At 67.1% G+C, this 11589-nt stretch carries 13 protein-coding genes; 4 read left to right on the top strand and 9 right to left on the bottom strand.

All coding sequences use genetic code 11. The annotated features are described in order from the left end of the window. Nucleotides 1-135: 135 nt before the first annotated feature. The 5 genes from ABLI39_RS13375 to ABLI39_RS13395 form a co-directional block, all read right to left on the bottom strand. Nucleotides 136-2385, bottom strand: coding sequence for a polyribonucleotide nucleotidyltransferase (locus tag ABLI39_RS13375; protein ID WP_349413928.1), 2250 nt, complete (start codon nt 2383-2385; stop codon nt 136-138). Nucleotides 2386-2630: 245 nt separating this feature from the next. Further along, entirely contained in the window at nt 2631-2900 is a 270-nt protein-coding gene (gene rpsO, locus ABLI39_RS13380; RefSeq protein ID WP_138769772.1) for a 30S ribosomal protein S15, read from the bottom strand. 193 nt (nt 2901-3093) lie between these two features. Further along, entirely contained in the window at nt 3094-4341 is a 1248-nt protein-coding gene (gene kynU / locus ABLI39_RS13385) for a kynureninase (RefSeq protein WP_349413912.1), read from the bottom strand. Next, nucleotides 4338-5192: a tryptophan 2,3-dioxygenase gene (kynA, locus tag ABLI39_RS13390; RefSeq protein WP_349413913.1), complete on the bottom strand. Its 855-nt coding sequence runs from the start codon at nt 5190-5192 to the stop codon at nt 4338-4340. The genes kynU and kynA overlap by 4 nt, the downstream gene beginning before the upstream one ends. Nucleotides 5193-5213: 21 nt before the next feature. Next, a complete protein-coding gene (locus ABLI39_RS13395) occupies nt 5214-6224 on the bottom strand; it encodes a bifunctional riboflavin kinase/FAD synthetase (protein ID WP_349413914.1) in 1011 nt (336 codons plus the stop codon). A 251-nt stretch (nt 6225-6475) separates the two neighbouring features. Here ABLI39_RS13395 and ABLI39_RS13400 point away from each other — a divergent pair, with 251 nt between their 5' ends. Further along, a complete protein-coding gene (locus tag ABLI39_RS13400; RefSeq protein WP_349413915.1) occupies nt 6476-7288 on the top strand; it encodes a DUF937 domain-containing protein in 813 nt (270 codons plus the stop codon). A 47-nt stretch (nt 7289-7335) separates the two neighbouring features. Next, nucleotides 7336-7767: a hypothetical protein gene (locus ABLI39_RS13405; RefSeq protein WP_349413916.1), complete on the top strand. Its 432-nt coding sequence runs from the start codon at nt 7336-7338 to the stop codon at nt 7765-7767. Between the two features lie 27 nt (nt 7768-7794). Here the strand turns inward: ABLI39_RS13405 and ABLI39_RS13410 are convergent, their stop codons facing one another. Beyond that, complete coding sequence (locus ABLI39_RS13410) at nt 7795-8388, bottom strand: P-loop NTPase family protein (protein ID WP_349413917.1); 594 nt, start codon at nt 8386-8388, stop codon at nt 7795-7797. A 26-nt stretch (nt 8389-8414) separates the two neighbouring features. Between ABLI39_RS13410 and ABLI39_RS13415 the strand changes: the two genes are divergently transcribed. Then, nucleotides 8415-8840: a GNAT family N-acetyltransferase gene (locus tag ABLI39_RS13415; protein ID WP_349413918.1), complete on the top strand. Its 426-nt coding sequence runs from the start codon at nt 8415-8417 to the stop codon at nt 8838-8840. A gap of 93 nt (nt 8841-8933) precedes the next feature. Further along, a complete protein-coding gene (locus ABLI39_RS13420) occupies nt 8934-9362 on the top strand; it encodes a hypothetical protein (protein ID WP_349413919.1) in 429 nt (142 codons plus the stop codon). A 19-nt stretch (nt 9363-9381) separates the two neighbouring features. Here ABLI39_RS13420 and ABLI39_RS13425 read toward each other — a convergent pair whose 3' ends face one another. From ABLI39_RS13425 to ABLI39_RS13435, 3 genes are all read right to left on the bottom strand, one after another. Beyond that, nucleotides 9382-9930 (bottom strand): hypothetical protein, encoded by a 549-nt coding sequence (locus ABLI39_RS13425; RefSeq protein WP_349413920.1) that lies wholly within the window; start codon nt 9928-9930, stop codon nt 9382-9384. A gap of 62 nt (nt 9931-9992) precedes the next feature. Continuing rightward, nucleotides 9993-10748, bottom strand: a complete 756-nt coding sequence (locus tag ABLI39_RS13430) for a class I SAM-dependent DNA methyltransferase (RefSeq protein WP_349413921.1) — start codon at nt 10746-10748, stop codon at nt 9993-9995. A gap of 121 nt (nt 10749-10869) precedes the next feature. Then, the coding region (locus tag ABLI39_RS13435; protein WP_349413922.1) for an HNH endonuclease signature motif containing protein at nt 10870-11589 on the bottom strand (720 nt) is incomplete at its 5' end.

Raw genomic sequence — 11589 nt, forward strand, 5'->3', positions numbered from 1 at the left:
GGACGACAGTCATTAAGGCCTTTCAATAAAACCGGCACGGGAAGTGTGCCAAATCTGCCTGCAATCCTACCTGCCTTTAACGGCAGCGGGGCCGGTGGACGAATCCACCGGCCCCGCTCCTTGGGTCAGGAAAGACTACTCTGCGGACTCCACGGAGACCTCAGCGTTGTCGGCGTCGGCCGCGCCTTCCTCGTTCGCCACGACGGGCGAGAGGGAGAGCTTGCCGCGGTCGTCGATCTTGGTGATTTCCACCTGGATCTTCTGGCCGACGGAGACAACGTCCTCGACGTTGTCCACGCGCTTGCCGCCGGCGATCTTGCGCAGCTCGGAGATGTGCAGCAGACCGTCCTTGCCCGGGGTCAGGGAAACGAAGGCGCCGAAGGTGGTGGTCTTGACGACCGTGCCCAGGTAGCGCTCACCGATTTCCGGGACCTGCGGGTTGGCGATGGCGTTGATCGCGGACCGTGCTGCGTCGGCAGACGGGCCGTTGGTAGCGCCAATGTAGACGGTTCCGTCGTCCTCGATCGAGATGTCGGCTCCGGTGTCTTCCTGGATCTGGTTGATCATCTTGCCCTTCGGGCCGATGACCTCGCCGATCTTGTCTACCGGAATCTTGACCGCGATGACGCGCGGCGCGAACTCGGAGAGCTCGTCCGGGGTGTCGATCGCGGAGTTCAGGACGTCCAGGATATGCAGGCGGGCTTCGCGGGCCTGCTTCAGGGCGGCGGCCAGGACCGACGCCGGGATGCCGTCGAGCTTGGTGTCCAACTGGATGGCCGTGACGAACTCGGAGGTACCGGCAACCTTGAAGTCCATGTCGCCGAAGGCATCTTCGGCGCCGAGGATGTCGGTCAGCGCGGCGTAGCGGGTCTGGCCGTCAACCTGGTCGGAGACCAGGCCCATGGCGATACCGGCAACGGCAGCCTTCAGCGGCACACCTGCGTTGAGCAGGGACAGCGTGGAGGCGCAGACGGAACCCATCGACGTCGAACCGTTGGAGCTGAGAGCCTCAGACACCTGGCGGATCGCGTAGGGGAATTCCTCGCGGGACGGCAGCACCGGCATGATGGCGCGCTCCGCGAGGGCACCGTGGCCGATTTCGCGGCGCTTCGGGGAACCGACGCGGCCGGTCTCGCCGGTGGAGTACGGCGGGAAGTTGTAGTTGTGCATGTAGCGCTTGCGCGTCACCGGAGACAGCGAGTCGATCTGCTGTTCCATCTTGAGCATGTTCAGCGTGGTGACACCCATGATCTGGGTCTCGCCGCGTTCGAAGATGGCCGAGCCGTGGACGCGGGGCAGAACCTCAACCTCGGCGGTGAGCTGGCGGATGTCCGTCAGGCCGCGGCCGTCGATGCGGATCTGGTCCTTGAGGATGCGCTGGCGCACAACCTGCTTGGTGACGGAGCGGAAAGCTGCGGACAGCTCCTTCTCGCGGCCTTCGAACTGGCCGGCCAGGGAAGAGGTGACCTCGTCCTTGAGCTCGTCGGAGGCGGTGTCGCGCTCCTGCTTGTCCGCGATCTGGAAGACGGCGGCCAGCTTCTCGGCGGCAGCGGATTCCACAGCGGCGTAGACGTCGTCCTGGTAGTCCAGGAAGACCGGGAATTCGACGGTCGGCTTGGCGGCGCGGGCTGCCAGGTCGGACTGCGCTTCGCAGAGTGCCTTGATGAACGGCTTGGCAGCCTCGAGGCCCTCGGAAACGACCTCTTCGGTCGGGGCGGCGGCGCCCTGTTCCTTGATGAGGTTCCAGGAGTTGTCGGTGGCTTCGGCTTCAACCATCATGATGGCGACGTCGTCACCCGCGATGCGGCCGGCAACGACCATGTTGAAGACAGCGTTCTCAAGCTGGGAGTGCTTCGGGAACGCAACCCACTGCGAGCCGTGCTCGTCGGCGACGAGGGCAACGCGGACGCCGCCGATCGGGCCGGAGAAGGGCAGGCCGGAGAGCTGGGTGGACATCGAGGACGCGTTGATCGCGACGACGTCGTAGAGCTCGTCCGGGTTGATGGAGAGCACGGTGACGACGATCTGGACCTCGTTGCGCAGGCCCTTCACGAAGGCGGGGCGCAGCGGGCGGTCCATCAGGCGGCAGGCCAGGATGGCTTCCGTGGAGGGGCGGCCTTCGCGGCGGAAGAACGAGCCCGGGATGCGGCCGGCGGCGTACATACGCTCTTCGACGTCGACGGTCAGCGGGAAGAAGTCAAACCCTTCACGCGGGTGCTTGCCGGCGGTGGTGGCGGACAGCAGCGCGGTCTCTTCGTCGATGTAGACCATGGCTGCGCCGGCTGCCTGCTTGGCAAGACGGCCGGTTTCAAAGCGGATAACCCGCTTGCCGAAGCGGCCATTGTCAATGACGGCTTCTGAGAACTGGATTTCGGGACCCTCCAAGAGAGTCACCTCCGTTTCTTGTTTCACGGAGCCCAGCCGCATCAACCCAGCCCAGCATCTGTCTACTGGCCTGCACTGCACCCGGTCATCGATCGAGACCCACGGGCCGTGGCTTCAATCCTTGAAGCCGTTCCCGGAGGTCACTACCGAGGACCGCGAATGCGTGATGCGGTTGATCCTCCTGTTGAGTTTTGTTTGAAGAAGGCGGCCCCTTCCGTCTGGAAAGGGCCGCCCCTTAGAGCTGACTAGCGGCGCAGGCCGAGGCGCTCGATGAGCGCACGGTAGCGGTTGATGTCAGTGTTCTTGAGGTAGGTGAGCATGCGCTTGCGACGACCAACCATGGCCAGCAGACCGCGCTGGGTGTGGTAATCGTGCTTGTGCTCCTTCATGTGCTCCGTCAGATCCTTGATCCGCTGGGTCAGGACTGCAACCTGGACCTCCGGCGAACCGGTGTCGCCCTCGGACGTTGCGAAATCCTTCATGATGGACTGCTTTACAGCGGCTTCAAGTGCCACGATAACTCCTAGAGATGTGCCGTGAGGCCCGAATCAGTAATTCACTGCCGGGGGTGCCGCGCCGGAATTCCCATCCCCAGGGGATAAGTCTTCCCTACACAACAAGAGCCAGCCGCCACGGACTGCAGCCGGATCCAACGTTTAGTTTACTGGCACGGCGCCGAAGTTGTCTAAACCATGCGGCGCCGGCCGCTTACTCGGAGCCGTCCAGCAGCGAGCGGATCGCCGCGACGCCCTGGTACAGCTCGGTGAAGGAGGTGCTCAACGGTGAGAGCCCGATCCTGATGCCCTGAGGTGCGCGGAAGTCCGGAATCACGTCCTGTTCCCACAGCGCCGCCGTCATTTCGCGGAAGGCCGGGTGGTCCACGGTGATGTGGCTGCCGCGCAACTCCGGGTCCCGCGGGGTGCCGAGCCGCACCCCGGCCGGTTCAAGCCAGGCGTCATAAAGTTCGACGGCGAACGCGGTCAGCAGCTTCGATTTCTCCCGGACGGCGGCCATGCCGGCTTCCTCGAGCAGGTCCAGGGTGCCGCGCATGGCCAGCATCCCGAAGACGGCCGGGGTACCGCTGAGGAAACCGCGGATGCCGGGGGCGGGCTCATAGCCGGGCCCCATTTCGAACGCGTCCTTGCGTCCCATCCAGCCCCAGATGGGCTGCTGGAGCCCGGGCAGGTGCCGGGCGTTGACGTAGGCGAACGCGGGCGAGCCCGGTCCCCCGTTCAGGTACTTATAGGTGCAGCCCGCGGCGAAGTCGACGCCGGCGGCGTCCAGCCCGATCTCCACCGAGCCGGCGGAGTGGCACAGGTCCCAGACCACCAGGGCTCCGGCGTCGTGCACGGCGGCGGTGATGCCGGGCAGGTCCGCGAGGAAGCCGGAACGGTAGGCGATCTGGCTCAGGACCACGACGGCGGTGGCCGGGCCGGTGGCGGCGCGGACCTGCTCGACGGTGACGCCCGAAGCGGGGTCGGCGTCGATCCAGCGCAGCGTGAGCCCCTCTTCGCGGGCGATGCCCTCGACGAGGTAGCGGTCGGTCGGGAAGTTGTCCGTGTCCAGCACGATCTCGGTGCGGGCCGGGCCGGCGACGGCGGCCAGCGCGGCGCGGATCAGTTTGTAGAGCACCACGGTGGTGGAGTCGGCGATGATCGTCTGCCCCGGGGCGGCGCCGAGCACGGCGCGGCCCAACTGGTCGCCGATGGCCTGCGGCAGTTCCAGCCATTCCTCGTCCCAGCCGCGGATCAGGCGGCCGCCCCAGCTGTCCTGGATGAAGGTGCTGATGTCCGTGACGGTGCGCTTGAGCGGGCGGCCCAGGGAGTTGCCGTCGAGGTAGGACAGCTTCGTGTCCGTGCCGATGAAGTGTTCCCGGTAGGCGGCGAGGGGGTCAGCGGCGTCGAGGTCCCGGGCGCGCTGCCAGAGGGCTGTGGTGTCGGTGCCGTCCGCGCTCACTGGCCGATCTCCGTGCGCACCGCGAACAGCTCCGGAAAGAAGGTCAGCTCGAGGGCCTTCTGCAGGAACGCGGCGCCGCTGGAGCCGCCGGTGCCGGCCTTCATGCCGATGGTGCGCTGAACGGTGCGCAGGTGCCGGAACCGCCAGAGCTGGAAGTTGTCCTCCAGGTCGACGAGTTCCTCGCAGGCCTCGTAGGCGCCCCAGTTGCTGGCCGCGTTTTCGTAGATGTATTTGAACACCGGGACCAGTTCGGGGCAGAACTCGTGGGCCTGGCTGACATCGCGGTTCAGTACCGAGGCCGGCACGTCGAAGCCCTGGCGCTTGAGGTAGGCGAGGAAATCGTCGTAGATGCTCGGGGCTTCCAGCAGTTCCAGCAGCATCCCGTGGGCTTCGGGGTCCGACTCGAACACCGGGAGCATCTTGCGGTTCTTGTTGCCGAGCAGGAATTCCACCGCCCGGTACTGGCTGGACTGGAACCCGGAGGAGTTGCCGAGGAAGCCGCGGAACTGGGAGTACTCGGTGGGCGTCAGGGTGGCGAGCACGGACCACTGCTCGGTGAGGGTCTTCTGGATGTGCTTGACCCGGGCGATCGCCTTGAGCGCGGAGCCGAGGTCGTCGGCGCGGAGCCAGGCGGCCGCGCTGCGCAGTTCGTGCAGCACCAGTTTGAGCCACAGTTCCGTGGTCTGGTGCTGGATGATGAACAGCATCTCGTCGTGGTGCTCGGGTGCGCTGACCGGCCGTTGGGCGCTGAGCAGGGTCGGCAGCTGAAGGTATGAGGCGTAGCTCATCCGGGAGCTGAAGTCGCGGACGATGTCCTTGTCCAGCTCGCGCGTGTTTTTCTCAATGGTCACGTGGGGTGCCTTTCCTTTGCCTCAGCGCGCGGTCAGGATGTCGTGGGCCTGAACAACGTCCAGCCGCATCTGCTCGACGAGCGCTTCAGGGCCACGGTACGCGACCATGCCCCGCAGCCGGGCGACAAACTCGACCACAACTGTCTGGCCGTACAGATCGAAGTCCTCGACGGCCTCTTCCGGGCGGTCGATCACGTGCGCCTCGACCTGCCGGCTGACGCCGTCGAAGGTCGGGTTGGAGCCGACCGAAATGGCGGCCGGCCAGCGCGTGCCGCCCTGGTCGACGAGCCAGCCCGCGTAGATGCCGTCCGCCGGAATGTAGCCGGTGGCCTCGGCGGAAAGGTTGGCGGTGGGAAACCCGAGGTCGCGGCCGCGGGCGGCGCCGTGGACCACCTCACCGCGCATCCGGTGCGGCCGGCCGAGGACGGCGGCGGCGGTGGCGACGTCGCCCTCCCGCAGGGCCTCCCGGACCCAGGTGGAGGAACAGCGGCGGTCCCCTGCCCCGCCGTCGTGGTGTGCGCCGTCGTCGTGGTGGCCGTGGAGCGGGTAGCCTTCGGAACCGAACTCGCTGATGACCTGGACGTCGAAGCCCAGCTTCTCACCCAGCGCCTTCATGGTGTCCAGGTCCCCGGAATTGCCACGGCCGAAGCGGGCGTCGTGGCCGATGACAACGTGGCTGGCCTTGAGCGCATCGACGAGCACGGAGGAAACGAACTCCTCCGGAGTGAGGCTGGCCAGTTCCAGTGAATACTTCATCACTAGGACGGCGTCCAGGCCCACCTCGCCGAGGGCCACGAGCTTGTCCTCCAGCCCCATGATCAGCTCGGGGGCGGATTCGGGGCGGTGCACCTGCGCGGGGTGCGGGTCGAAGGTGATGGCGACGGCGCGGGCATGGTTCAGGCGGGCGGTGCGGATGAGCTGCGAGAGCACCTGCTGGTGGCCCCGGTGCACGCCGTCGAAGTTGCCGAACGTGACCACGGACGGGCCGAAGTCCGCCGGGACTTCGGACGGATCGTTCCAGATGTGGACCATCTACCTCGCCTTTTTGCTGCCTGCCATGAACTCCTCCGGAGGGGTCGGGCCGGCTCCGGAACTCTCTAAGATTACCCGCAATCGCCCCGGTTCCCGGACGACGGCAGGGGCTCCGGGGGCGCCTTCCCGTCCGTCCCTCCCCCGCCGCGGGACACCGGGCTACGATGCAAGGGCATGCAGTTCGGCGACGGCAATGCTGCCGGTGCCGCCACCACTGTCCGCGGGAACGCCCGCGGGTGAAGGAGAAGGCCATGACTGAGCTCCAAGACATCCTCGGGCAGATCCCTGTGGACCAGATCGCCGACATGCTCGGAACCGACCGGCAGAGCGCCCAGGCCGCGGTGGAGGCCGCCGTGCCCACCCTGCTGGCCGGGCTGCACAACAATGCGCAGGCTCCGGAAGGCGCGGCGTCGCTGGAATCGGCGCTGGTACAGCACCAGGACGGCCTGGTCGACGGCGGCGTCGACGCCGCCCGGGTGGACACCGCCGACGGCGAGAAAATAGTGAACCACGTCTTTGGCGGCCGGCAGGACCAGGTGGCCCAGCAACTGGCCGGCACCGCGCAGCTTGGCGGGGTCGGCGGGGATCTGGTCCGCAAACTCCTCCCTCTGCTGGCGCCGATCGTGATGTCCTACCTCGCAAACAAGGTCCTGGGCGGCCGCGGCCAGGCCGGCGCGGGTGGTCAGGGTGGCGGCGGTACCGGTGGCGGCCAGGCCGCTGCCGGCGGCATCGACCTGGGCGGCATCCTCGGCGGGATTCTTGGTGGCGCGGGCGGTGCCGGCGGCGGCCTGGGCGATCTCCTGGGCGGCATGTTTGGCGGCGGCCAGCAGCGGACCGCCGACGACGCCGCGGACACTCCCGCCCCTGAGTCCGGCACCTCGCCCGAGCCCCAGCCCCTCCCGCAAGGGCAGCCGGCCGACGGCGCGCCGCGGCCGGGTGAGCTGATCGACGTCGACCTTCCCGGGCAGCAGCCGGAAGACACGACGCAGGGCCGGCAGGACGACACACGGAAGGACGACGGCGGCCTCGGCGGACTGCTGGGCGGTATCTTCGGCAAGAAATAGGACTTGCTACAGTCAGCGGTGAATTCGCTTCGATGTTGGGGGACATTATGAAAAACAAACTGCTGACCGCCGCGGCGGCGCTGGCCATGTTGACCGCTGTGCCGCTGGGCATCGGTGCGGCCCAGTCCGCCGCCGCGCAGGGCGCCGGCCAGTCCGGCGGGTCGGGCCAGTCCGCTGGGTCTCGATCCGACGGTCCGATCGGGGGCTATGACGGCTGGTGGAACGCTACGCCGGCCTCCGGCAACGCCACGTCGCTTCCGCAGGAGACGGTCGCCGTCAACACCGCGACGAACCAGGTGGTGGACACCTTCAACCGCAGGATCAACGATGCAGGCCGGGCAACCAGGCTCACCGACGTGGCCTACACGGTCGTTCCCGACCCCGGCTGGCCGGCCCATTCGGTCGTCATCATCGACACGGCCACGAACCGCGTGATCGCCGATTTTCGCGTCGACGCGCGGGGCGAGCCGATCCGCTGACAGGCAGACTTGAGCCCGGCGCCCCACCTACCTGGCGGCTTGCGGGTCCCCCTGATGGTCCGCCTGCGGGTCCGCCTGCGGGAGCCGTTGAAGCCATGCGTCGAGTTCGCGGGGATGGCGGAAGATGATGACCTCGGCGGCGCCGGGGGTGCTCTTCAGTTCGCGCATGACCCGCCGTTTGCGGCTGAAGGAGCGGAAGTGCCAGCCGACAATGGAGTCGGGGGCGACGAGGCGGCCGAACGATTCCCGGTTCCCGTTGCAGACCTGCTCGCGGACAATGACCCGCCGCACGGAGCGGCGGATCAGCCTGAGCAGCGAGAGCCAGCGCGGATAGTCCAGGCCCACGATCAGTTGCGCGCGTGGGACCACGAGGTCGCGCCACACGCCGTAGGCACTGTCCAGCACCCACTGGTCCTGGCCGGCGATTCCCGCCGCGAGCTCCCGCTGTTCTTCGGTGCTCGGTTGCCGCCAGCCCGGAAGCCAGCCGATGTCGTCGTCGGCGGAATACTCGGGCAGTCCAGTCCGCGCGGCGTAGGCACGGGCGGCCGAGGACTTGCCGCTTCCGGTGACGCCGTAGAAGAGGACGCGTGACGGGGCTGTGGGTGGGTTCCGTGGGGGCACGGGATTCAGCATGCCACACTGGTTCGATGCCTGAGTTTTCAATCTCCGCCGGCCGTGGTGTGTCCGATGCCGAGGCTTTGGCACTGTACCAATCCGTCGGGTGGGCCGCCTATACCCGGGACCCGGAGCTGCTGGTGCGGGCCATCCGGAACTCATCGTTTGTGGTCACCGCCCGCAATGCCGGCGGGGAACTCGTCGGGCTGGCACGCGCCGTCTCGGACGATGCGACCGTCTGCTACCTGCAGGACATCCTTGTTGACCCGGCGTTCCGGGGATGCGGCGTGGGGCGTGCGTTGTTGGAAGCGGTCCAGACGCGCTTCGGGCACGTCCGTCAGACGGTTCTTCTGACCGACAACGAACCCGGCCAGCGCGCCTTCTACCAGGCCCTGGGTTTCACCGAGGGTGGAGATTTCAATCCGGAACCGCTCCGGGTGTTCGCCCTGTTCCGTTAGCGCCGGTGCTCCGCCGGAGACCGGCGGGTACTTTCCATAGACCCCGTTCGCCGCGGCGGCTATGGTTCGAGCATGCGCAGGTTCGCGGGGAAGATGACTATCGGTGTTCTGTTGGTTGCGCTGCTCAGCGGTTGCTGGGTGCTGCCCGTCTCCCACACTGACACCTGCGTTGATTGGGTCCGCTTCTCAACCATGCAGCAGCGCTTCGACCACGCCGGCGCGGTTGTGGTTGGCAGAGCGCTGAAGCGGGACGGCGAGGTGCAGACCTACGGGTACCAGGCCAACGTGCATGTGGTGGAAGTGGAGCAGGTGCTTAAGGGCCGTCTTGGCGAGGGTCCTGTCCGCATCGCGTCAATGCCGGTCACGTGCGGGGCGTCCTACCCCGACGGCGACCCGCTGGATGCCGGCGGCCGCCAACTCTTCTTCCTCACCCAGCAGAACGAAGGATGGTTCACCATGACGCCGGACCAGGGCGCCGTTCCATTCCCGGCGGGTACCCCGCTCCCCTTCACGACGGGCTGAGTCGGACCGTTTCCTTAGCTCAGCCGACAGTGATCCTGATCCCGGCGACCGCACCGGTCCAGGCTGCCGTGGGGTCGTGGCGCCACATCAGCTGCGCGCCGATGGACCCCTTCTGGAGCTGGATGACCTGCGTCTGGGTTCCTGAGCAATCGACTTCGAACACCTGGTGATCGGTGCCGCCTGGGATCCCCTGGGAGAGGTAGATCTGGGCGCGCGGGATGCCGACGCACGCCGCGGTGACGGTGTAGGGTCCGGCAGTCGTGACGGTCGCGGCTTTCCGAAAGCCGACGCCGGGCCCGTCGGCGGGGCCGGCGTCGGCCAGCAGGACTGATCCGGGGGCCGTGGCCAGGCGTCGTTCGAGTTCTACGTAGTTGCGTGCTTCCGCGGCCAGCACGTCCGGGTCCTTGGCGGGAAGAGTTCGTGCGGACGCAGGGCTCGCGTTCGCCGACGTCGGCAGCGGATCCCCTTCGTCCTCGTACGCGCAGGTGGCCAGTCCGACGGCCAAGGTCACGCCCAATATGAACACCACAACGCCGCGGACGGTTTTCGTTCCCCCAAGACCAGACATGTGGCAGAGTCTATGGCCCGCCTGACGGATGGCAAGTCATTCGCCTTTGACCCTGCGCGAGTTTAATCCTGCGCGAGCCGGAACACCGAGACGTGGCTGCGGGAGTCCGCGGTGAATTCGCTGCGGTCCCAATCCGCCCACCTGGATTCCAGCTCGAAGCCAGCCAGTCGGGCCATGAGGTCCAGTTCGCTCGGCCAGATGTACCGGTGCGGCGTCCGTCCGATCCGCGCCTCCCGCCCGTCGGATAGTTCCGGGCCGAACCGCACATGGTGCGAGACAACGTGCTGATTCAGAACGTCGTACGTATCGACAAGCAGGTACCCGGGCCGGCTCACTTCAACCGTTCCAGTGTGTCCGGGTGGTAGCGATCGCAACTGCGGCACCCAAAGCTCAATCACGAAACTGCCGCCGGGAGCCAGATGACGGGCAGCATTCTGGAAGCAGCGGACCTGCTCGTCCTGAGTCAACAGGTTAGCGATGGTGTTGAACACCAGGATTGCCAGCGAGAATCCCTCTCCCGCAACAGCCTCCGTCATGTCGCCCTGAACGACGGGAATCTGATCCTCGGTCACCTTCTCACGAAGGCGGGAGATCATCGCATGGGACAGTTCGACGCCGCAGACCGGCACTCCTGCTTCGGACAGAGGGATGGCGACCCGGCCCGTGCCGATGGCAAACTCTACGGCCCGGCCGTCGCCTGCGAGTTCTGCGAGGACGTCCACCGTGGGGCCGATTACTTCGGGGGAAAACATTCCCTCTCCGGGGGTGTCGTAGTGCTTCGCCGCCTCGGTATCCCAAAGTTGCTGCTGGTTGATCATCCCGTCACTATTGCATCCGGTGGGCCGGTTGCCTACAACCCGGAACCGGCGGGGCGGCCGGGAAGAGCGGCAATCCTGCCCTGCTCATGTCCGTCCGGGTTCCGGCGGCCGGTCGCGTGCCTCAGCAGCGAAAGTAGTGGTTGAGTCTCGGTTGCTGGTGGGGGTCGAGGTGGGGTGGCGGGATGAACCATGGGATGCCGTTGCGGGGCTGGATGGTCCATTCTTCTTTGTGGATCAGGTGGTGATGGTGTGAACAGAGCAGTGTTCCATTGTCGGTGCTGGTGGAGCCTTCGCGGGACCAATAGTCGATGTGGTGAGCTTCGCACCAGGGGGCGGGGATGGTGCAGCCGGGGAACGCGCAGCCCTGGTCGCGGGCGGTGATGGCTTTGCGGATGTGGGGCGGGAAGACCCGGGTGGTGCGGCCGATGTCCAGAACGCGGCCCTTGGATCCGAGGAGGACGGGGATGATGTCGGCGTCGCAGGCGATTTTGCGGATGGTCGCGGCGGTGACGGGCCCGGTGAACGCCATGGTCCCGGTGCCGGTGAAACCGAACGGGCCGGCGCCGGTGGCACCTTCCGCCGCGTCCCCGGTGAAGCCGAAGGGGCCGGAGCCGTTGACACTTCCGGCTGCGTCGCCGGTGAAGCCGGTCGTGGCGTTGCCATGGAACTCTTCTGCGGCTGGTGGTGGCGGGTCCCCGACGGCTGAGTCGGTGCCCGCGGCCTGCCCGCCGCCCGCTTCCCCGGTGTCGGTCAGCCGGTGGAGCCGTTCGAGGAGGTCGCGGTAGTCGATGGTGACCATGACCTGGGGCCGGAAGCCTCCCGTCGCGGGCAGCCCGCCGGA

The sequence above is a fragment of the Pseudarthrobacter sp. B907 genome, from assembly GCF_040137805.1.
Lineage (GTDB): Bacteria > Actinomycetota > Actinomycetes > Actinomycetales > Micrococcaceae > Arthrobacter.